20 protein-coding genes and 3 pseudogenes are annotated in these 20,888 nt (G+C 41.0%); 12 read left to right on the top strand and 11 right to left on the bottom strand.

All coding sequences use genetic code 11. The features are described 5' to 3' along the window. Window positions 1-162: 162 nt before the first annotated feature. The 4 genes from N4T56_RS12650 to N4T56_RS12635 form a co-directional block, all read right to left on the bottom strand. Window positions 163-1,368 carry an ABC transporter permease gene (locus tag N4T56_RS12650; protein ID WP_261733479.1) on the bottom strand — a complete coding sequence of 402 codons (1,206 nt, stop codon included), beginning with the start codon at window positions 1,366-1,368 and terminating at the stop codon, window positions 163-165. Next, the gene (locus N4T56_RS12645) at window positions 1,368-2,090 is read right to left on the bottom strand and encodes an ABC transporter ATP-binding protein (protein WP_315903048.1); all 723 of its coding nucleotides are present in this window, start codon (window positions 2,088-2,090) and stop codon (window positions 1,368-1,370) included. The genes N4T56_RS12650 and N4T56_RS12645 overlap by 1 nt, the downstream gene beginning before the upstream one ends. Beyond that, window positions 2,083-3,384 (bottom strand): efflux RND transporter periplasmic adaptor subunit, encoded by a 1,302-nt coding sequence (locus N4T56_RS12640; RefSeq protein ID WP_261733478.1) that lies wholly within the window; start codon window positions 3,382-3,384, stop codon window positions 2,083-2,085. The genes N4T56_RS12645 and N4T56_RS12640 overlap by 8 nt, the downstream gene beginning before the upstream one ends. 561 nt (window positions 3,385-3,945) lie before the next feature. Next, window positions 3,946-4,929, bottom strand: a complete 984-nt coding sequence (locus N4T56_RS12635) for an FAD:protein FMN transferase (RefSeq protein ID WP_261733477.1) — start codon at window positions 4,927-4,929, stop codon at window positions 3,946-3,948. 165 nt (window positions 4,930-5,094) lie between these two features. Between N4T56_RS12635 and N4T56_RS12630 the strand changes: the two genes are divergently transcribed. Then, complete coding sequence (locus N4T56_RS12630; protein WP_261733476.1) at window positions 5,095-5,910, top strand: 4'-phosphopantetheinyl transferase family protein; 816 nt, start codon at window positions 5,095-5,097, stop codon at window positions 5,908-5,910. A gap of 283 nt (window positions 5,911-6,193) precedes the next feature. Here the strand turns inward: N4T56_RS12630 and N4T56_RS12625 are convergent, their stop codons facing one another. Next, entirely contained in the window at window positions 6,194-8,182 is a 1,989-nt protein-coding gene (locus N4T56_RS12625) for an alkyl/aryl-sulfatase (protein ID WP_261733475.1), read from the bottom strand. A 141-nt stretch (window positions 8,183-8,323) separates the two neighbouring features. Between N4T56_RS12625 and N4T56_RS12620 the strand changes: the two genes are divergently transcribed. From N4T56_RS12620 to N4T56_RS12610, 3 genes are all read left to right on the top strand, one after another. Beyond that, a complete protein-coding gene (locus N4T56_RS12620; protein ID WP_261733474.1) occupies window positions 8,324-8,605 on the top strand; it encodes a LysR family transcriptional regulator in 282 nt (93 codons plus the stop codon). A gap of 60 nt (window positions 8,606-8,665) precedes the next feature. Next, window positions 8,666-9,834, top strand: a protein-coding gene (locus N4T56_RS12615; protein ID WP_390904053.1) for an IS3 family transposase whose coding sequence is annotated in 2 segments (ribosomal slippage) — window positions 8,666-8,927 and window positions 8,927-9,834 — 1,170 coding nt in all. Because the reading frame shifts where the segments join, the coding sequence is not laid out codon by codon here. A 28-nt stretch (window positions 9,835-9,862) separates the two neighbouring features. Further along, complete coding sequence (locus N4T56_RS12610) at window positions 9,863-10,531, top strand: LysR substrate-binding domain-containing protein (protein WP_261733472.1); 669 nt, start codon at window positions 9,863-9,865, stop codon at window positions 10,529-10,531. Window positions 10,532-10,619: 88 nt separating this feature from the next. On the opposite strand, the pseudogene queF reads toward N4T56_RS12610, so the two are convergent. Further along, window positions 10,620-11,478: pseudogene (gene queF, locus N4T56_RS12605) on the bottom strand (NADPH-dependent 7-cyano-7-deazaguanine reductase QueF). A gap of 54 nt (window positions 11,479-11,532) precedes the next feature. Between queF and syd the strand changes: the two are divergent. Further along, window positions 11,533-12,186: a SecY-interacting protein gene (syd, locus tag N4T56_RS12600; protein WP_261733471.1), complete on the top strand. Its 654-nt coding sequence runs from the start codon at window positions 11,533-11,535 to the stop codon at window positions 12,184-12,186. 86 nt (window positions 12,187-12,272) lie between these two features. Here syd and N4T56_RS12595 read toward each other — a convergent pair whose 3' ends face one another. Together N4T56_RS12595 and N4T56_RS12590 are read right to left on the bottom strand one after the other, a co-directional pair. After that, window positions 12,273-13,046 (bottom strand): Zn-ribbon-containing protein, encoded by a 774-nt coding sequence (locus N4T56_RS12595; RefSeq protein ID WP_261733470.1) that lies wholly within the window; start codon window positions 13,044-13,046, stop codon window positions 12,273-12,275. A gap of 3 nt (window positions 13,047-13,049) precedes the next feature. Next, window positions 13,050-13,403, bottom strand: a complete 354-nt coding sequence (locus tag N4T56_RS12590) for a hypothetical protein (protein ID WP_261733469.1) — start codon at window positions 13,401-13,403, stop codon at window positions 13,050-13,052. Between the two features lie 157 nt (window positions 13,404-13,560). Here N4T56_RS12590 and N4T56_RS12585 point away from each other — a divergent pair, with 157 nt between their 5' ends. After that, window positions 13,561-13,944, top strand: a complete 384-nt coding sequence (locus N4T56_RS12585) for a DUF3192 domain-containing protein (protein ID WP_261733468.1) — start codon at window positions 13,561-13,563, stop codon at window positions 13,942-13,944. 19 nt (window positions 13,945-13,963) lie between these two features. On the opposite strand, the gene N4T56_RS12580 is transcribed toward N4T56_RS12585, so the two are convergent. Continuing rightward, complete coding sequence (locus N4T56_RS12580; protein ID WP_261733467.1) at window positions 13,964-14,194, bottom strand: DUF2789 domain-containing protein; 231 nt, start codon at window positions 14,192-14,194, stop codon at window positions 13,964-13,966. Window positions 14,195-14,375: 181 nt separating this feature from the next. Here N4T56_RS12580 and N4T56_RS12575 point away from each other — a divergent pair. The 4 genes and pseudogenes from N4T56_RS12575 (at window position 14,376) to N4T56_RS12560 (ending at window position 17,930) form a co-directional block, all read left to right on the top strand. Further along, a pseudogene (locus N4T56_RS12575) lies at window positions 14,376-15,024 on the top strand (GNAT family N-acetyltransferase). Between the two features lie 78 nt (window positions 15,025-15,102). Further along, entirely contained in the window at window positions 15,103-15,426 is a 324-nt protein-coding gene (locus N4T56_RS12570) for a DUF962 domain-containing protein (protein WP_261733466.1), read from the top strand. 1,795 nt (window positions 15,427-17,221) lie between these two features. Further along, window positions 17,222-17,536: a hypothetical protein gene (locus N4T56_RS12565; protein ID WP_261733465.1), complete on the top strand. Its 315-nt coding sequence runs from the start codon at window positions 17,222-17,224 to the stop codon at window positions 17,534-17,536. A gap of 61 nt (window positions 17,537-17,597) precedes the next feature. After that, window positions 17,598-17,930, top strand: coding sequence for a hypothetical protein (locus tag N4T56_RS12560; protein ID WP_261733464.1), 333 nt, complete (start codon window positions 17,598-17,600; stop codon window positions 17,928-17,930). Window positions 17,931-18,030: 100 nt separating this feature from the next. Here N4T56_RS12560 and N4T56_RS12555 read toward each other — a convergent pair whose 3' ends face one another. Both N4T56_RS12555 and N4T56_RS12550 read right to left on the bottom strand, forming a co-directional pair. Continuing rightward, a complete protein-coding gene (locus N4T56_RS12555) occupies window positions 18,031-18,417 on the bottom strand; it encodes a DUF3301 domain-containing protein (protein ID WP_261733463.1) in 387 nt (128 codons plus the stop codon). Beyond that, complete coding sequence (locus tag N4T56_RS12550) at window positions 18,414-19,427, bottom strand: DUF3549 family protein (RefSeq protein WP_261733462.1); 1,014 nt, start codon at window positions 19,425-19,427, stop codon at window positions 18,414-18,416. The genes N4T56_RS12555 and N4T56_RS12550 overlap by 4 nt, the downstream gene beginning before the upstream one ends. Window positions 19,428-19,520: 93 nt before the next feature. On the opposite strand from N4T56_RS12550, the gene N4T56_RS12545 reads away from it, so the two are divergent. Further along, the gene (locus tag N4T56_RS12545; RefSeq protein WP_261734820.1) at window positions 19,521-19,838 is read left to right on the top strand and encodes a YqcC family protein; all 318 of its coding nucleotides are present in this window, start codon (window positions 19,521-19,523) and stop codon (window positions 19,836-19,838) included. Window positions 19,839-20,010: 172 nt separating this feature from the next. Next, window positions 20,011-20,762, top strand: a pseudogene (gene truC, locus N4T56_RS12540) (tRNA pseudouridine(65) synthase TruC). The last annotated feature ends 126 nt before the right edge of the window (window positions 20,763-20,888 follow it).

Here is a 20,888-nt window from a genome sequence, read left to right as displayed (position 1 = left end):
ACGATAATATTTTAACCATATCGATAAAAATTGATGAGTTGTTCACATCGATCGTAACCCTCGCCAAAGTCATGAAAACGAGTTATGTTATTTGTTAAAGAAATGGGTGGTATTGTTTTCAGTACCAACACAGTCGTTTGTATAGGCTATATTTTAAAAAGTCTATTCATGGCGTAAGGCTTCTATAGGATCGAGTTGTGCGGCCTTACGAGCAGGGAAGTAGCCAAAAATAACGCCTACAGCGGCTGAAAATAAAAAAGATATGGCGACAATGATTAGATTAAATACAAAGGGAACTCCCATTAAGTTTGCCAGCGTAACCGATCCAATTAATGCCAGTATAATCCCAATAATGCCGCCTAATGATGACAACATTACCGCTTCGACCAAAAACTGTAACAGTACTTCCCGCTCCATGGCACCAATAGCAAGACGAATACCAATTTCCCGCGTGCGTTCGGTGACTGATACCAACATGATATTCATAATACCAATGCCGCCTACCAATAAACTCACTGCTGCCACAGCACCCAATAACGTAGTTAATACTTTTGTGATACCGCTTAACATGTTAGATATTTCTTTCATATCCATTACGGTAAAGTCGTCTTCTTCATTAGTCGCGATATGGCGCCGTTCACGCAATAATTCGCCGATAGCTTGTTTTACTTTTTGTGTTGACTGGCCATCGTTAACTGAAATTTGAATGAGTTTAATATCTTGATTACCGGATAAACGTCGCTGAAAAGTTCGCAGGGGTATCACTACTAAGTCGTCTTGATCCGTCCCCATGGTAGACTGTCCTTTTGCATTCAATAGCCCGATTATTTCACATGAAAATTTTTCTAATCGAATTTTTTGACCTAAAGGATTTTGACTACCAAACAATTCTTTACGAACGCTTTCGCCGATAACGCATATGGCTTTACCCGCGCGTAATTCACTTTGGGTAAATGCGCGTCCAGATTCAAAAATCCAGTTACCAGCCACAAAAAACTGGTTGGTGGAGCCCATAATACTGGTGCTCCAGTTTTCATTACCGTATACCACGGTAGCACCTTGCGATGAAGAGGGAGCGACTGCATTGATATTGTTAATCTCTCGAGCAATAGCCTCTGCATCAGCCAAACGAAATGCTGATGCCGATGATCGTTGTCCCATCCCCATTCTCTGTCCCGGTGAGACTAATAACAGATTACTGCCAAGACTAGCGACTTGTTCTGTCACCTGTAAGGTTGCGCCGCCACCAATGGTGACCATAATGATCACCGCAGCAACACCGATAACAATACCTAACACAGTGAGGAATGAGCGCATAAGATTACGGCGTATTTCTCGCATAGCCAGTAACACCGCATTCCATAACATTAGTGAGCTCCTCCGTTGTCATCATCTCTGACAACCTGCCCATCGAGGAAGTGGATCTGTCGTTTGGCAAAGGCGGCCATGTCAGGCTCGTGAGTGACCATAACAACCGTAATATCCAGCTCACTATTAAATGAACTTAATAACTCCATGATTTCTCGGCTACGGGAAGAATCTAGATTACCGGTTGGTTCGTCTGCTAATAATACCGCTGGTTGAGTCACAATTGCTCGTGCAATCGCCACGCGTTGCTGTTGACCACCAGACAATTCACCTGGCGTGTGATGAGCCCAACCACTCAACCCCACGACATTTAATGCATTTAATGCTCGCTCACTGCGCTCGCCTGCAGGCAAACCTCGATAGATTAACGGTAATTCGACATTTTCTAATGCGGATGTTCTATTGAGTAAGTTGAATCCCTGAAAGATAAACCCAAGGTAATTGCGTCTTAAAAGTGCTAATTGATCGCGACTTAATGTGCCGACATCTATTCCATCAAACAGATATTGACCTGATGTTGGAGTATCTAGGCAACCTAATACATTCATACAGGTCGATTTACCTGAGCCACTGGAATCCATCACGGCAATAAAATCACCACGATTAATGGTTAAATTGACTCCTGCTAAAGCTTGCATTTTAGCTTGGCCAGTTCCGTATACCTTATATACTTCTCTTAACTCAATGAGAGGGGACTGATGACTGACGATAGCATTACTCACTTTTAGTACCGATTGTATCGATGATCAATGGCATATCGGCTTTAAGGTCACCGCTGATTATTTCGGTATTGATACCATTGGTTGATCCCGTTGTAACATTAATCGCGATAGGTTGATTATCACGAAGTGTCCACACGTGCTGTTGAAGGTTATCTGTATCATTACTTTCAACTTTAGTTTTGGAGATGCTGGGTGGTCGAGGCATGATACTTTTCATAAAGCCGCCGTTGTTACTGGATTGTGTCTCCTCATTTGATGGTTTAAAGCGTAGTGCGGCATTAGGCACCAATAATGAATCGTTTATTTGTTTTACGAGAATATCTGCGGTTGCCGTCATTCCTGGGCGCAGTAATAAATCAGAATTATCAACGCGTAAAACGGTTTCATATGTCACCACGCCGTCTATTGTTTGCGAGGCAAAATGCACGTCGGTTATCGTTGCAGGAAAGTTTCTGTTTGCATAAGCATCTACTGTAAATAATGCCTTTTGACCTACGCTAATTTGACCCACATCAGCTTCATCTACATCTACGTGTAATTCCATTTGAGTGAGGTTTTCGGCGAGAGTAAACATCACAGGGGTTTGGAACGACGCGGCCATAGTTTGCCCTGGCTCAACATCACGAATTAATACTATGCCATCAATGGGAGAATGTATGGTCGCTTTTGCCAAAGTGGTTAATTCAGCATTCAGTGCTGCTTGTGATTGAGCGACCAACGCTTTAGCACTGGCAAGGTTAGCGACTGCTCGGTCATATGATGCTTGCGACACGTCTAATTCTTGTATTGAATACAAGTCTTTTTTAACTAATTGACGATAACGAGTTAAGGCTTTTTGAGTTTCTACAATGGTGGCTTCTATTTGCTTAACTTGAGCTTTTGCTGAATCAAGTGATGCCCTTGCTTGGCTAACTTTAGCTTCTAATTGATCGGTGTTCATGCGAGCAAGTATCTGGTCTTTTTCTACATAATCATTGAAATCAACTAATACCGTTTTAATGGTTCCAGAAATTTCAGATCCTACTTCAACTTGATTGACCGGTTGTAATGTCCCCGTAGCCGTAACCGTAATATTTAATGAACCTTTACTCACGTTAGTCGTTTTGTATTGTGTGGTTTGAGACTGACCATTGGCTAAAAATTGCCATGACAAAATAGCGATAACCACTATTATCCCTGTGAACCAAAAATATTTGTTGAAACTCTTGTGGTGTTTAGAAGGCTTATCGAGCCCCAGTGTTTCACGAATATCATTTTTTTGATTTGTGCTAGATTTTTGTGGTGTAGATACCATATAGCACACCTCGATTGGGTTGCATTATCTCTATTAAGGCTGGTGACCTTTTCTTTAATAAATAGCCCAATGCTTTCTTGGGAGTATATTAATCAGTGTAATGATTAGAAAAAAAGGCAATGTGATCTGAATCAACTTAGCGAGAATTATTACAATATAACAACGTGTTGAATGGGCTAAATATCTAGGGGCACCGCATGAGTGTTCACACTGTGACATGGCCATATGGACGCTCCCGGTGAGTCAAGATAATACTCTGCTCACCGATGGCTTTTTGGCCTCAGTTTTCTGTACAGCATTCTCACTCTTATTGTTGTTTTTGATGTGACTTATTTACCGCTAGAAGCGATTTTACTGCCCTGATGCTTATAAAAGGCAAACTTAACAGTCATGCAGGCCGTTATTTAAATTCGCACCACTGCGCCAGTTAATTGAAACACTCATACGTATTAGGCTATTCCTATCCTAATCCGTGAGCTGACCGATATCGGTTTTGTAAAAGTCATTATGATGTTGGCAACATCATAATGCTTTCCACCACGACGAGAAGATTGTTAATCATCAATCTTGTTGTAACCCAGTTGATACATGCAAGGTTTGTTGGTTGTCGATAATGATGGCTTCGTAATCTGGTAACTCATTGATTAACGCCATACCTTGTTGTAATCCCATCACAAAAATGGCGGTGGAGAGGGCATCGACGTAAGTTGGGTTTTTACCAATAATCGATACGCTCACCACATTGCGGGCGGAGTCGCCGGTTTTGGGATTAATGATGTGATGATAACGCACGCCGTCTTCGATGAAGTAACGCTCATAGTCGCCTGATGTGGATATCGATTCATTACTCAGAGGTAACTGCACCGCAGTTTTGTCTTCGGCGCGAGGGTGTTTAATGCCCACAAACCACGGGCGACCGATACGATCGCCTAGCAGTGTGGTGTCACCGCCAGCGCTAATAAGTGCATGTTCAATACCGGCTTTTTTAAGAATGGCGATACAGTTTTTAACCGCATGACCTTTGGCTATACCGCCTAAATCAATTTTCACATCCGCATCGGTAAATTTAACGGATAAGCTAGCTTTATCTAAGATAACGGTTTGATAATTAATGGCGGTTAACGCTTGTTTGATTGCATCTTGATTGGGTTTTTGATGCTTGCGGTAATCGTATTGATAACCGATAGAGGCATAAGTGATATCAAACATTCCGTGGGTTAATTCTGCAATATCGTGCGCATCGGTGAGTAAATCAAACAACTCCTGGCTAACAATAACAGGGCGAGTGGCCGCATCTCGGTTAATCACGCTCACTGCGCTGGTGGCGATATAAGGGCTCATGGTTTGATCAATGCGTTGCATTTCTTGTTCAACCGCCACTATGAGTTCATCTGCCGTTGCTTGAGCTGCATCATCGTCTAGCCAAAATTCAACGTGGGCGAGGGTACCCATGACATGAAAACTCTTTTGGTGCCACTGGGCAAAGGCCGAATGCGAGTTGAATGTAAACAATATGATGACAATAACAGCACTAAATTTACCCATGAATCGATTGTCTCCTGTAAGACGGTAGCGCTGATTGTTGATTAAATGACAGCAATCGGCAACAGCTTGAGTGAAAATAAGCGCTTAATCGACAAATTACTCGCTGCATTGTGCATATTACGGTAATTTAACCTTATTATTGCCTACTCGAGTTTTGTTGTTTTAATGCCCATTATTGCCGATAAAAATCAATGTTATCTGCCCATAACTCCGCATGTTTACTTTATGCCACTTGATGATGAACTCCATTCAGCAGATTTTAGTGCGGGGTTAGCCCTTGGCTGGCTAAGCGAAGATGAAGTGGCTAAAGTTGCCCGTTATAAAAGCCCGTCTGCGCGTAATAATGCCTTACAAGTACGATTAGCGTTAAGGGCGATATTATCCCGTCACAGCAAGGTTAAGCCTGCTCAATGGCAGTTTATTTATGGCGCCAAAGGTAAACCTGCATTAAGCCATGATTTATCTGCGTTAACGGGTTTAGATTTTAATTTAAGTCACAGTGGCCAATGGTTAATGATTGGCGTGATTGAAACGACGACCAGCCTGCAAAACGTAAACCTCAAGCCAGAGTTTAATGTTGAGTTAACCCAAAGTACTCAATCTGTGCATCTTCCATCTCTGTGTTTTGGTGTTGATATTGAACGTGAGCGCAGCAGTACCGATATTGTGCCAATTTTAAATCATTATTTTACCCAGGCTGAAACCGAGGCATTATTGCAGCTACCCATTGAGCTACAGCGGCAACGTTTCTTTGATTTATGGGCGGTAAAAGAGTCTTACATTAAAGCGCGTGGTTTAGGTTTAGCCTTGTCACTTAACTCCTTTGCCGTTGACTTTAGTGAGTTAAATGAAGGGCATGTGCAATTGAAGGGCAAGATTGAGCAATCTATTGCCTTATATCAAGGGGTTAAGCTTAACTTTACCGATGCTGAAGATATTGCTAATACGATGATATGGCAAACGCAAATGGAGCCGGCTTGATCAGCATTATCGTTTTGCTGTCACCTTAGGCGTAAATAAACAAGATATTGGGCTAGAGTTAACGAGAGCTGACGACTGTGGCGATAGTGCATTAACGGTTTATCAATTGTCACTGGCACAATTATTGGCCGATGCTAATGCCTAGGGTCTGTTGATCGTAAGTTCTCTATAAAGCATCAGGCATAAAAATATGCGGAAAAGCAATTCAGCCGAAGCATCGCTTCGGCTGAATTAAGTGACGAAATATGTTACTCGTTATTCGCAACTGTTTTACTGCTAACGTTTACTTTAAAGGGACGATGGCAAAGCTTTCATCAAATTGCACTAAAGTGGAGGCTATTTTACCAAAGGCTTGTTGGTCACCTGTCATACTGGCTTTACCTTGTTCAAGTAATTGTTTAAGTGACGTTTTACCTAATAACACCTTAACAATATCGTCTTTGTCGACGGTTAATGTAGCGTCTGCCGTTTTAGCTTTTTCGACCACAATGTTATTGAGATTGCCATGGCTAAGCTCAACAAACACGGTAGTTTCAGGTGTTGTGTTTGTCGCTTTAGTGACCACATTTAAACTGATGTTACCTAACTTGTCTGCAGCAATGCTGTCGACTTTGACGGCTAAAAAGTCAAACAATGTGGTCATATCCATTTCGCTTAATACATCTGCAGAAGCAGATTTAGGTGCACCAGGTTGTATACCAACGCGTAACTCTTGGGCACCCGTAAGGTAAATGTTTCTCCAACCAGCGCCTTCAGCTTGATAACCCAGTTGTTCATAGGTGTCTGCTAATAAATCGCGTGCATTTTCATTACTTGGGTCTGCCATCACTACTTTATTGAGCGCCGTTGCGACAAAACGATAATCTCCTTGGGCAAAGTCTGTCTTGGCTTTTTTGACCACATTTTCAGCACCACCCATATATTCAACAAATTTAGTCGCTTCTTGCTGAGTTGGCAGAGGGTTTAAGTTGGCAGGGTTCATGTCAAAGTAACCCAAATACATGTTGTAAACCGCTTTGGCGTTGTGACTGTAGGTACCATGATAACCATTGGTATACCAAGTGTCTTTGACCTGTTGCGGAATGGTATCCATAATGGCATCGCCAATATCTTGTATCACCACACCTTGGTTGGCTAAGCGTAATGATTGGTTATGCACTAAACCATAGTTATCACGTTGCATTTTAAGGTATTGATTAACTTCACTATTACCCCAAACCGGTGCTGAATGTGATGCAAATAATACTTCAACATCTTGACCGAATGCATTGACCATTTGGTTAATGTCTTTTGACCATTTTAAGGCGTCACGCACTTTGGCACCACGTAATGTATAAATGTTATGCATACCGTCATAGGTGAGCTCTCCTGACCATAGCGCTTTCATTGACGGAATATAAGTCACCATTTCGCTGGCTGCTTCAGTGCCAGAGGCATCCATAAATACCATTTCTAGCCCGTCGATGGTTAAGGTTTCCCATTTGCCTTGTTGGTTGAGTTCGTAATCTGGTTTCACATAGGTAATTTCACCTTTTGATAAGCCTTTTGCCAAGGCTGCATCGACAATACCGTGGTCGTGTTTACCTAATGTGGCACCATATTGATAACCCGCTCGGCGGCTCATTGCGTTACCCGCAAGTACGTTTTCATCTACTACTTCTGTTGTAATGTTATTTGAACCATACACTTTCACGTCAGGAAATAAATTCTGTACACCACGTGCGCCGCCAAAATGGTCAGCATGGCTATGAGAATAAATCATTGCAACAATGGGTAAATCGTTGCCTTCGGGTAGGTGTTCGAGTGCAAATTTAATTGACTGCTCTGCCGCTTCTTTTGTGAGCAATACATCGTAAACAATCCAACCTGTTTCTCCACGGATCAAGGTCATATTAGATAAGTCAGTGCCACGAATTTGGTAGATACCATCAGTCACTTTATATAAACCGTTTGGCACCATATTAAGCTGTGCTTGGCGATAAAGAGATGGGTTAACGGAGTCAGGAAATTGCTCACTGATAAAGCTAAACTCTGCTCGCAAAATAGCGGCGGTCGCTTGGTCAAACTCAGCAATTTGGTTTTTACTAAAACGTTCGAATGCGTCTTTATCTTTAAAGTTAAGGTCTTTAGCTACAGCGATATTATGCGCAATCGTAGCCGGTGTGGCTGCCTTGCCGTGATAGTCGACTGTTAGATGATCGTGTTCGTGCTGTGAAGCTACGGCGTTGAGTGACAATGTCATTATTGATAGCGCGATGATAGATTTTTTCATGATGGTATTCCTCATTAAAATAAAAATTTAGGGTTCAAAGTTGATGAATCTATCTTAGTTAATTGGAAGTTAAAGATAACTATGGCTAAATGGTGTTAATACATTCATAGTATGAATGTGTTGAAGATAAAGGATAAGGCTATGAACGATGAGTTTAAGTGTAAATTGATGACTTTGGACCTCAATTTATTGAGAGTGTTTTGTACGGTTTGTCAATATTCATCAATTACTCTGGCTTCAGAACAATTAGGGTTAACTCAGTCTTCGGTAAGTAATGCAATAAATCGTCTAAAAGTGGCCTTAGAATGTGAATTATTTATCAGAGTTGGACGAGGTATTGAACCAACAGCGACAGGGCTACATATTTTTAATTCTATTCAGCCAATGCTTGATTCGATGGAGCAAACCTTAATGGGGATATGACGTGGTTTAATTGATACGACTAACCCAGTTAAGACATAATTGATTTAACTGGAGATTAAAATGAAAACACGTAAAACCTATTCAAAAGAATTCAAACTTGATGCTATCGCATTAGTTAGAGAGCAAAATTACAGTATTGCTGAGGCTGCTAGAAATTTAGAAGTAACACCTCAGCTTCTTGGCCGATGGATAAAAGAAGCAGAAAATTATGATGGCCATGCTTTTAGAGGTAACGGCAAGTTAACGTCTGAGCAGGAAGAGATCCGCAAGCTAAAAGCACAAGTTAAGCGTTTAGAAATGGAGCGTGAAATACTAAAAAAAGCGACGGTCTTCTTTGCCAAAGAAACGAAATAAAATACGCGTTTATTGCCCAAAATAAGAAGATCTGGCCAGTGATATTAATGTGTCACGTGTTGGGTGTGAAAAACAATAATTACTACAGTTATCAAAAGCGGAAGTCTCAGTACTCTGTTGATACAGAGCATCAAGAGATGTTGCAGTGGGTGAAGAATATCGCCGAGTTTAGCGATAACACCTATGGACAAAGACGTATTCGAAAGGCTTTGAATTCACTTGATTACCCTGTTGGGCGTAAGAAAACAGCGCAGTTGATGAAAGAAGCAAACGTTTGGGTGCGCTATAAAAAGAAGTACAAGACAACAACCAACAGCGACCACAAGAAGCCTATATATGATAATGAACTTAAGCAGGATTTCGACGTTCAGCGCGCTAATCAAGCGTGGGTGCAAGATATTACGTACATATGGACTTCTGAAGGATGGCTGTATTTAGCGGTCGTAATCGATCTCTATTCGCGTAAAGTTGTTGGTTGGAGTATGGGCAGCAGAATGAAAGCACAGTTGGTTTGTGATGCCCTAACAATGGCAATATGGCAACGAAAGCCAAAAGCCGGATTGATCATACACTCAGATCAAGGCGTTCAATATGCGAGCCACCAATACAGACGGATACTGAGGCTACATAAGTTTGTCGGCAGTATGAGCAAAAAAGGCTGTTGCTGGGATAATGCAGTAGTAGAAAGCTTTTTCGGTAGCTTGAAGCAAGAACGAGTTCATTGGCGCAATTATCGAACGCGCTATGCAGCTCAACAAGATGTCTTGAATTACATCACAATGTGGTACAACAGCCAACGAATGCATTCTTACCTCAATTATCAAAGTCCCAATGAGTTTGAACGTATGGATAAGCATTTGAAGGATGTAGCTTAAGGAACTTAACTAGGTTGTCCGAATTCAGTTGACCAGGTCAATACGCGAGTTTGATCCTTGCACATCATCAAGACTATTTACGATATACGCCAATGAAGCGGTGATTGATTTGCTTCAGCCGTATCTTGATAAGTTGTTAGCCAACTTAACGGTAAGAATAGTATGTAAACATTCGCCAGCAATTGAGGATGAACAATATCAAGATCTTCAAATGCAAAAAGTTGATTTATTAATTGATATTGTGCCTCCAAAACTCAAGATGTTTCATTTTCAAAAGGTTGCTCAGGAGAGGATGGTTTGTGTGGTGCGCCAACAACACCCTAGTATTCAACAGAGTGTAAATCGAGATCAATATTTTGCAGCACAACATGTTATGTATCGATTTCATCGCGATAATATGCGTGTGGCAGATATCATTTCTAATGAACTGCTTCCACAGCGAATTTTATACAGTGAACAATCGTCTATACTGAGTATGTTGTCATTAATCAGTAAATCTAATGCTATTGGAATCGCACCTTGTACATTTAGTAAAAGTTACGCTGAGTTATTTAAACTCGATTTACTCGAATTACCATTTGAAACTCGACCTATTGAATTATTCAGTATTTGGCCGAGTAAACATGTGCAAGATAAGTCATGTATTTGGCTTAGACAAACTATTGAAACGTTAATGGAACAAGCTTATTCCGCTTAATAGAACAAGTATATACCGCTTAACGGGCAACAAAAAAAGCCAATCGATGATGATTGGCTTTTAACGTTTTACGCTAGTGCTTTAGTGTTTACTGTCTGGCGAGACGGTTAGATTCTGGTGGGTTTTCAAAATCGCTGCGGTATGGGTTAATGTCTAAACCACCGCGACGAGTATAACGCGCATACACAGTTAACTTAGTGCATTGGCAGTATTTTTTTAAGTCGACAAAAATACGCTCCACACACTGTTCGTGAAACTCATTATGTTGACGGAAAGAAATCAAATAGCGCAGCAGTTTTTCACGATCAATCTTAGGTCCTTGATAACGGATCATCACACTGCCCCAATCAGGTTGTGAGGTAATTAAGCAGTTAGACTTTAATAAGTTTGAGTTTAGTGTTTCTGCGACATTTTTGTCAGGATCTGTACCGTCAATTAAATGGTCTGGATTAAACTCGTACTCTGTGACTTCGATGTCTAAATCGTCAATGCAGCTGCCGGGTAAATCGACAATACGTTCAAGGTTAAAGTGTTTAGGTTCGATAACCTTCACCGTCACTTCACCTTCTGCACAAGCGGCTAAATCGCGACGTAATGTGTCTTGCACGTCTTCAACGCTATCAAACTTAGTTTGATTAAAGCTATTTAAGTACAATTTAAACGATTTGGATTCAATCAGATTGGCGCTATTGATATCCAGTTGCACTTCTAATAACGCTACAACAGGCTTGCCTTTGGCGTTTAGCCATGACAATTCATAGCTCGATCCAAATATCAGTACCATGGAAAGGTAAATCACCACTTAATGCAATTGCATCTCGATTAAGTTTGCGTGGAACCCCTTGCAGCAGTGACGCGTCATACTCAGCTTGATATACAGTTGCATGGCCTAAGGTTAGGCCTTTAAGTGCATCAGCATCACTATAAGGGTCGTGATTGTGTGTCATCTAATCGGTTTCCGTGTCAAAATATGGTTTTATTATAAACTACGAGTGGCTTAAGTGTCTTGTTCATCTGCATTAGAAAACTTTATAAATAACTATCTTAAATCTTACCAAGATACCTTGTCTGAATTTCCGCGCTATTATCCTTTGGGCGAAGACTCAATATGTATTCAAGGAAAATTTAACTCAGACACTGATGATACTGTGTTTTGGCAGCCGGTTAAACGTGATGATGCGGCTGACTTTAATAATGTTGAGAATGCATTAAATATTCAACTACACCAAGATATTCATGCATTTTATGGTGAATATTTTTCAGCGCCATTACAGTTTACTGCGCCATTTGGTGAAGGTGAGTTATTGCAAGTGTGGAACCAAGAAGACTTTGAAAATTTGCAACAAAATGTAATTGGTCATTTGATCATGAAGCAAAAGCTTAAACAACCCGCAACCTGGTTTATTGGTGTGCTAGGTGAGGGCGATGAAATGCTCACCGTTAATAATGACGATGGCAGTGTGTGGATTGAAATTCCAGGTGAAAAACAACGCACAAAATTAGCAGAGTCGCTAACCGAGTTTTTGCAGATTATTTCGCCCATGATCAAACCGCCGCAAAAGCCCGTTGAAGAGAGTGCGCCTATTGTTGATCACCCTGGTATTTGGCAGCGGATTAAAACGATGTGGGATACCTTACGTGGCAAACATCATTAGGTTAATGTTTATTGCAAATGAATATCTGCATCACGCTGTATATTCATATGTATATAAAGTGTGATGCATTTTCAATTTCATTAGGTTTATTGATGATCCCATGAAATGTTAGACACAATACGGCAAGGTTTGCAGCGAAAGTGAAACATGTCTGATAACGGTTGTTCGAGCTTCCATTCATGTGAGCCGCAGCGTGGGCAAGGGCGGTTGAGTTCTGTTTGTAATGACTCTCCGCCCACGCGATATAAATAATAGTAAGTCGGTATCCTCGTTAGGTATTCAATCCGCCCACGCAAGTCCCATCCTCGTCTAAATAAATCACTGTCTGCCCGAGTGATTTCATCTAATGCTGCAAATTCTGCTTTAGTGGCCGCCGCCATTTGCAGTTCATCACAGGCTTGCCATTCAGTTTGCCATTTTATGATGCGTTTATGGTCGCCATTGAAGGTGGCTGGTAGTTGATAAAGCGGGATCGGTAATAAGTTATCGCCATTGCGCAGTGGCGAGCACATATGAACATAACTGGTATACAACAATTGCCAAGACGGCTCGTCGGTATTGGTTACTTCAGAGTTAATGTCCTGACCAATAAACTTTTCTCTCGGCGCCAGCAGCTTGGCTTGTGTCAGCTCGGTTAATGCCATTTTTACCCACGGGCTATTATAACGGTTGGCTAGGCTGGTTTTTTCTGGCAATAACAAGCGCACTTTAAATTCACCGTCATTAAACGCGACTGCGAACTCACGTCCCAATATTTGTCCATTAGCGCGCAGCGCTTCGAGTAAGCCGTTAATGGCTTTTTCGGCGGCATCAATAGTGGTGTCGGCAAAGCATTCAAAGCGAAGTTCAAAAACAAACATGGATTATTCGGCCTTAGGGGAAGTTGTTGGCAAATGTTGGTTAACTTGTTGTTCAAGTTCATTTACGCGGTTGTTGAGCTGGTTAATCAGTTGCTGCATGGTGTCGACTTGTTGCTGCAATTGCGCAATTGGGCTGGCGAGCTCGTCACTTGGGGACTCTAGGGGCGGAATGTCATTCAACTCAGGTAAGTTTTGCCATTCAGATTTTGGCAAAGATTTAAATTGTTGTAAGCCCTGGATCAGCACTGGCATGGGGAAGCGACTGCCTAAACGACTTTTTATTAACGCTAAGCTCGGTGTATGTCCATTAATGGCAATGGACTTTGCTGCGGCTAACACCTGTTCAATTGGACTCATTGTTAGTTAAATTCCTTAATTTTTGGTAGTCAGAATCACTACTGTTGCAGAAATGAAATATAAAACCTATTAAATTCAATGTTTTATATTTTGGCATGATTCTAGCTTAAAGGATCACAACACAATGCGGGCTATATTTTAACAAAAAGGATGCAACATGAAATCAAAACTTATTGCGGCAAGTGTCGTAGCGCTAATGTCAGTGGGATTAAGCGGCTGTGTGATTAGCGTAGGCGATCATGAATCAGGAAAAAGCCATGAGTATTGGCAAGAACAACAAGATAAAAACCGTGCTTTATTGGCTAACCTTGCACTCGGCATGAGCAGCGAACAAGTGGTGACACTAATGGGCACCGCTGATTTCAGTGAAGCGTATTCAAAAACCAATTCAGCTAATACAGACCAAGCAATAAAAGTCTTATTTTATCGTACTCAGTGGGCAAAAGGCGACGGTAAAACCACTAAAGATGAGTGCACCCCAGTGGTGTTTAGAGATAACCTCTTAGTGGGCTGGGGTGACACGGCATATCAGCAAATTTAAGCTAATGTAATTATTGCTACTATTCTCTCATCATGACGTCCAATTGGTCGATGACTTCCGACCATTGGGCGTCTTCCATTAATGCCTCTTTTAAAAATGCGCATTGACTCGAATTCCAACATGGGGCATCAATTAATAAAGTGTGTTTAGCTAACTTATTTTGGCTAATAAAATCATTGATCTCTTGCGGTTTATGGCCTAGCCCTAATTGTTGAAATAAATGGCTTAAATCATTTTCTGTGGTATCCATTTTCACGACTCCCTAGATGACTTATTGCAATTAATTCAGTATTAATCTTCAGCGCAAAAATTGCAATGAACTCGCCGATATAGCGAACTATTAACTATATAAGGTAAACAATATTTGTTGATTGTTTCAAACTTGTTAACTTGCTAAGTTAACAAGAGTCATAACACAAGGAATAACGATAATGGACAATAATACCTTGGAAACCTTACGCGCAGTGTATTTAACTGCTGAAGACTTACGTGTGGCGGCCTCAATCCTTTACAACGCATACCACGATGATCCTTATTTTATTGAGGTACTGGGCAAGCAAGACATTCAACAGTATGAACAAAAGCTTCGCGCGGCGATCCGCGAAGAGTTAAATGAACTGTGGCAGCAAGAACAGGCGCTAATTGGCTTATTTGATCAAGAACGTCTTATCGGTGTGGCATGTGTGATAACACAACAAATCCCTTTAGGCGAGTGCCGCTATTGGCACTGGCGTTTAAAAATGGTGATGGGCACAGGTTGGAAGTCAACCCAAGGGTTAATGGAAAAAGAAAGCTGTATATTAGAACATCTTCCGTCAGATAAATGCGGCATTTTACAGTTTATTGCCCTAGTACCAAATGAACAAAAAAAAGGCTACGGTTCTGCGGTTAGTCGAGGCGGTACTGAGCTGGTGCGACGAACAACCACGGCTAGATGGTATTGGTGTATTTGTGACTCACCCATATCACCATGCTGTGTTTGTTCAACAAGGATTTGTCAGTCTAGCAGAAGTGAATATTGGTCAAGTTGATGGCGAAATTTTGTTTTATAACAAACAGGAAGCAGCAAACCAAGGCTAAACCGAAACAAAACATCTAACATTTTCAATGGTTATTTGTTGTTATCCGTTGTTAGTTAAATACATTATGGAGTAAGTTATGCAACCCAAACGTTATACCTCTTTTGCCGAGTTTTATCCGTTTTACCTGTCGCAACATCAAGACCCTGTGTGCCGGAGATTACACTATGTAGGCAGCACTATTATTTTAGTCATTATTGTCAATACGCTAATTAACCAACATTGGTGGCAACTGCTTTTATTACCGGTTGTTGGCTATGGTTTTGCCTGGTTAGGCCACTTTATATTTGAAAAAAATCGCCCAGCAACATTTACCTACCCACTGTATAGCTTATGGGGAGATTGGGTGATGTTTGGACAAATGTTAAAACGGCTGTGGCGCAACGTTATTGGGGCAAAGTAGAGCCTAGCTCACACTCTTGTAAGCATTATCCTACATTGATGTAGGTTATCTTATCTTTTTTTGCCAGCATTTAGCATGGCTCATGATTAAAATCATATATTAAACAGTGGGTTGTGTTTTTAGTACGTTTTTTGATATGTGAATCTTTTATGTCAGTCAGTTTTAGTGACTTTCCATGCAATGCTTTTTAGATAAAATGTACCCATCGAAAGCAAATAACGAAGTGGTTTTCTTAGGATGAGAAATAAAGCTGAGTTTGCTTGAGAACTGAAACCAATTGCTAAAGTAGATTGTTAGTACAGAATTTCAAGGATGATGCACAGGACACGCCCACGGAACTAGGCATAAGCTCGGTAAATGGATAACCGAATCAAGGAAGGGTGAAGCGCAAGCGACACAAGGAAAAAGGGATAGGACTGCAGGACGCAACAAGGATGACTCAACGGATTGAATGCTCAGTCGATGGATAGACTGTTCAACGGAATGACACTCATAAGATACTTTGTTTACAAAGAATCAAGGAAATGAGCACAAGGAAACGGATGCAGGATGCATGTATACATGGATGATGCAGGGAGCACAATTTCAGCTGGATTGCTGACAAAAAGCGTTACAGGCACAACCTTATTATTAAGGTTGTGCCTTTTTGCTTTTGTAGCCAAAAAATTTTAATCAATTGTTTTACCATCTCCATGACTGGCGGTATGTTGACGCAGGGAGGGAAAGTCGATTCAAAATTCAATTAATACCATATATGGTATTAGATTCGAAGGACCATATTTAAGTTTGTTCATTGTTGTAGGGAATTAAATTTGAATGGTTTTTAAATAAAGTAAGTTACAGTCTCGCCTAACCATTTTGCAGCTTGCTTTTGAGTCGGGTATGTTTAACGCTAATTGCTTAGTCATTTTTCCATTGTCTTCTTAGTTGCCTGTTATGGGAACGCATGGACATTCACGATTTTTTCACAAAACAATAATGAACGTGTGGAGTGTTTATTTGTTTTAATACAAGCATTATCTTATTTGCACCGCTTTACTTGTTGTTTTGTTGTTAACTTCTGGTGTGACGCTTGCCATTTTAGCCTGCCTATTTGTGAGATATATCTCACAAGCAATGTGAGATTAATCACTTTATTTTTGAGTAAATAATTTATAAAAATCTTAAGTTATTAATTTAATGTGCTTTTATTTTTTATGCGATTATGGTGCTAAATTATTCACTTGATAGAGCCTGTTTACGTGGAGGTAAATGAACTATTATTTATCTTGTTCCTAGGACGGAACAATCACAAGGAAGTAAATAGGTCATAGATGACCACAAGCAAACGGATGTGATGGACGAATGACTGTTTCAGGATGAAACGCAAAACACGTTATACGCTTAAAGTGAATAACGGGTTTTAAACATTATTAGGATGATAATGTTGCAGGACGCACAATGCTCAGCAAATGATTTGCTACAGGATAAGTAAAGATTTCAAGGATGATACAAGGACACGCTTAGGATAGAGCAGGCTCGGTCAATGGATAATCGAGTAAGAAGGAAAGTACGCAAGCACAAGGATCATCACGGAATGACCAAGGATTGAGCAGGACGCAAGTTAGACGCATGGATGGTGCAGGGAGCACTGTAATAGCGGGAAGGCTTAACAAGAGATAAAAAGGCCGCGACAGTTACTGTCGCGGCCTTTCTTTTTGCTTTTTTTAAGATTATGGAACTTTATCAGCATATGTTGTCAAATTGTAAAATGCATATACGCATGGGGTTAAGTACACATGGTTGAGGAGATAGCATGAAAGGGTTTCAAATTGCACTATTGATGGGGTTTTCATTAGTTTGCTATAACGGCAATGCACAAGTGAGTGAAGAGCAGCAACAATGGGTCGAGCAAGCGTTAAGCGATATCAATTACAATACTGACGATACTAAAGTGCGTTGGCAGTATTCACAACATACTGTGATGCCAGACATGACCCGAGTTGAACAGTTTAATGCCGCTTTACCCGGCTCAGAACGCTGGAGCTTAGTGACTGAAAATGGTGAAACGCCTGACAAAAATCGTTTAAAAGAATACCGCAGAACATCAGCAAGAACTCCTGCAAGATAAAGACGAAAATACCCATGAATTAGCGTTTTCTGATCTGATTAATTTATCGACATTAACATTAGTGGATGAGGAGGGCGATAATGTCGCATTTTCGTTTACACCCAATATCGACAAATTAGATAATAATGCATTAACTGGGACTATTTACCTAGATAAGAGCTCGAAGCAGTTACGCAAAATTCTAATCAGCAATACCGACGAATTAAACCCTGCATTTTCAGTCACCCTTACCAAATTTGAATTGGAGTTGGGTTTTGATGTGTTTGAAGGATTGGTGATGCCTGCGCACACTTCAACCACCATTAATGGTACCGCAGCGATTTTTAAATCATTAGATAGCATACATAAAGTGACGTATAGCGAGTATAAAATATTGGATAAGCCACAAACCTAATCCAATAATCTAAGCAAAAAAAACGCTATTTTGTTAAAAATAGCGTTTTTTAGTAAGCTTACTGCTGAACTGTGGTAATAAACGGTGCTTCAATACTGAACTAGTGGCACTTACCAGAGTTACAACTTTGGCTTGACCCACACCCACCAAATTTACCGCTTGCCATCGGGGCGTCCATCCATTCTGGTTCAGGGAAAATAGGCCATTGAATTTTAGTCACTCGATTGCCGTGCATCATAATATGGCCGCGGAATTGATTGATACCATCGGTACTAAATTCGAACATAAATGTGGCTTTCCAACAAATTCCGGTTGATCCGCCAATACTTGGGCGAGCAGATTCCATCGCAATAGCAAGCATTTGAACATTTTGTTTTTTGCATGATTGCTCAGTAACTTTACGGCTGAGTTCAGCCATTTGCCTAAGTTGCCAAAAAAATGCACCGACAACAACTAAAGCAACAATTAATAAAAAATCACTCATCATAGGCTGGTGGCCTTAAATAATCCGCCAATGGCGGTCGCTAATTGAATGCTTCGGTCTGGATGACGTAAATCTGACAGTAATCCTTGACGTAAGCTTGGTATCGCCACGATATCAGCAAACACTTGGTTAAAGAAGTGCTGTGGCTGTTTTGCTAATGCTTCTAAATACACTTTACGGGTTGCATCATCTTTTAGTGCCAGCCAATTACGCGCTGCAATGGTAATTAAACTATTGTCGTTTAACAATTGCTGTTCATCCAGTTGCGTAATAGCAGCCATACTCAGTTGCGTATTTGACGCAAGAGCGGCTAAATACATCACTTTTAAGTCAGGCTCAGCTTGCGACATCTTTGCAAATAACCGTTCAGCTAAATCGGCTTCAACACTAATATGCTCAAGGCATTGGCACAATGCTGCTTGCACCTCTATTGGTGTTTGATCGAATGCATTAATAATGTCATTAAGATGATCAAATTGATGTGCGCGAACGCAAATATCCGCTAAACCTTGTAAACCTAATTGTTGCCAGCTGTCTGTTGGCGCTTGGCCAGACAAATATTGTGCTGCAAATTCATACTGGCTAGAGGCTGCTTGTCCAAGTTGCAGTCTAACTAAGGCATTAAACAGTGCGAGCTTATTTTGATTTGGTTTAAAGCTAAAAGGATGGTTAGCAAGTTGTTCTTGCTGCTCATCGGTTAATGCTTGGGTAGGATCTCGCCCTAGAGCCTCTAAAATCATTTTAATAAATTGAGTGCGAGGGGCGGGTGATAACAAGCCTTGCTCGTCTAAGGGTAACTTAACAAACCAGATATACGGTTGCTGTTGTTGCTGCCAAAACACGATGGCAAACTGCGCATGCCCTTGAATAGGATACGGATAAGGTGCCAATAAAGAATCGATTTGGTGAAATGCCAACATATCAATGTGCTGAACACGGCGACCTAAATCGTAAATTTGGAATTGGGTGTTCGCGGTGGTCAGAAATTGGCTTAAGGTGGTTATTTCGGTCATGGTGTCTTCACTAAATCAAACAAGTTGGATGGGTATTCAAGAAGCTAAATGATATCATAATCCGACTTAGCCTCGATATTGTCGTTCATGTTTATGCTTTATTTTACCTGTAAAAACCATTTAATTATTTTAGAACAAACACTTAAGCAGTGTTCTTTATGGGTTGATAGTGCGCCCAGTGTGCACGCTATGGCGAGCAGCGCCCCTTTTGCTTGTGATACCATGGCATTTGAGCAGTGGTTGCAGTTTATTTTTATACCCAAAATGCGTGAACTTATTGAGCTCGAGCAGCCGTTACCGACCAATATGGCCATAGCGCCAATGGCTGAACATGTGTGGCAAGGTATGACCGATTACGCTGAGCTGATACGTCATTTACACAACTTTGACTCAGTATTAAGCCAACAATAACCCATTAAATTTTAAGCCCCACTAAAGTTAAGTGATACCCATAATGAATGCTAAAGATAATGATACGCTATCAGCCACTGATAACGACGAATGCTATGAGCCTGAGTTTGTTGAAGAGGCTGCACCTTTAACGAGCACAGATGTTGCAATAGAGCCTGATGAACAGCCGCCAATGATTGAAATCTTATATGAAGATGAACACATCGTGGCGATACACAAACCTGCAGGATTGTTGGTTCATCGCAGTTATTTGGCGCGTAAAGAACGCTTTTTTGCCATGCAAATGACACGTGATTTGGTCGGTTGTCATGTATTTCCTGTTCATCGTTTAGACCGACCCACATCGGGGGTATTGTTATTTGCTAAATCCAGTGATGTAGCACGCCAGTTGTGCGAACAGTTTGCCGATCACAGCATTAACAAACAATATTTGGCAATTGTGCGCGGTAATATGCATGAGTCTGGCACCTTAGATTACGCACTCAAGCAAGAATTTGATGATATTGGCGATAAACACGTTGACCCTAACAAAGCCGCACAAGATGCGGTCACAGATTTTCAGCCACTATTAAACACTGAAATCCCATTTAGTTCAGGTCGATATCCAAGTAGTCGATATGCATTAGTGCGTTTAAGCCCGCATACAGGACGAAAGCATCAATTACGTCGTCATATGGCGCATCTTCGTCACCCAATTGTGGGTGATACTACCCATGGTGATGGTAAACAAAATAAGTTTTTAGAGAGCATTTTAACATCAACCGTTTGTGGTTAATTGCCAAAAGTTTGCAATTTGTCCACCCGGTGACCCAACAATCCATGCATATTGAAACGGAATTAGAAACAGAGTGGTTAACTGTGTTTGACGCATTTGGTTGGGATGATGATCAATTATCATCAATGCCGAGTATGTTACTGAGTTAAGGCAAACAAATAACGCACTATATTAAGCTGTAATGGCAAGCCAGCGTTATTCCATGTGATCAGATAGAGCCTTTTTAAGTTTTTCGAACTCTGCAATGGGGGGTAAAAGTTCGTGGTCTTGCTGCT

The sequence above is a fragment of the Shewanella phaeophyticola genome (assembly GCF_025398315.1).
Classification (GTDB): domain Bacteria; phylum Pseudomonadota; class Gammaproteobacteria; order Enterobacterales; family Shewanellaceae; genus Shewanella; species Shewanella phaeophyticola.
This window is presented reverse-complemented; position numbering and strand designations above follow the sequence as displayed.

Bases quoted from the DNA above. Each gene is read 5' to 3' on its own strand.
- N4T56_RS12590 (WP_261733469.1), bottom strand. From the start codon at position 13,403: ATGAGTCCAATTGAACAGGTGTTAGCCGCAGCAAAGTCCATTGCCATT.
- N4T56_RS12625 (WP_261733475.1), bottom strand. From the start codon at position 8,182: ATGAAAAAATCTATCATCGCGCTATCAATAATGACATTGTCACTCAAC.
- N4T56_RS12565 (WP_261733465.1), top strand. From the start codon at position 17,222: ATGAAAGGGTTTCAAATTGCACTATTGATGGGGTTTTCATTAGTTTGC.
- N4T56_RS12555 (WP_261733463.1), bottom strand. From the start codon at position 18,417: ATGATGAGTGATTTTTTATTAATTGTTGCTTTAGTTGTTGTCGGTGCA.
- N4T56_RS12580 (WP_261733467.1), bottom strand. From the start codon at position 14,194: ATGGATACCACAGAAAATGATTTAAGCCATTTATTTCAACAATTAGGG.
- N4T56_RS12635 (WP_261733477.1), bottom strand. From the start codon at position 4,929: ATGGGTAAATTTAGTGCTGTTATTGTCATCATATTGTTTACATTCAAC.
- N4T56_RS12550 (WP_261733462.1), bottom strand. From the start codon at position 19,427: ATGACCGAAATAACCACCTTAAGCCAATTTCTGACCACCGCGAACACC.
- N4T56_RS12545 (WP_261734820.1), top strand. From the start codon at position 19,521: ATGCTTTATTTTACCTGTAAAAACCATTTAATTATTTTAGAACAAACA.
- N4T56_RS12630 (WP_261733476.1), top strand. From the start codon at position 5,095: ATGCCCATTATTGCCGATAAAAATCAATGTTATCTGCCCATAACTCCG.
- N4T56_RS12640 (WP_261733478.1), bottom strand. From the start codon at position 3,384: ATGGTATCTACACCACAAAAATCTAGCACAAATCAAAAAAATGATATT.
- N4T56_RS12620 (WP_261733474.1), top strand. From the start codon at position 8,324: ATGAACGATGAGTTTAAGTGTAAATTGATGACTTTGGACCTCAATTTA.
- N4T56_RS12585 (WP_261733468.1), top strand. From the start codon at position 13,561: ATGAAATCAAAACTTATTGCGGCAAGTGTCGTAGCGCTAATGTCAGTG.
- N4T56_RS12595 (WP_261733470.1), bottom strand. From the start codon at position 13,046: ATGTTTGTTTTTGAACTTCGCTTTGAATGCTTTGCCGACACCACTATT.
- N4T56_RS12570 (WP_261733466.1), top strand. From the start codon at position 15,103: ATGCAACCCAAACGTTATACCTCTTTTGCCGAGTTTTATCCGTTTTAC.
- N4T56_RS12650 (WP_261733479.1), bottom strand. From the start codon at position 1,368: ATGTTATGGAATGCGGTGTTACTGGCTATGCGAGAAATACGCCGTAAT.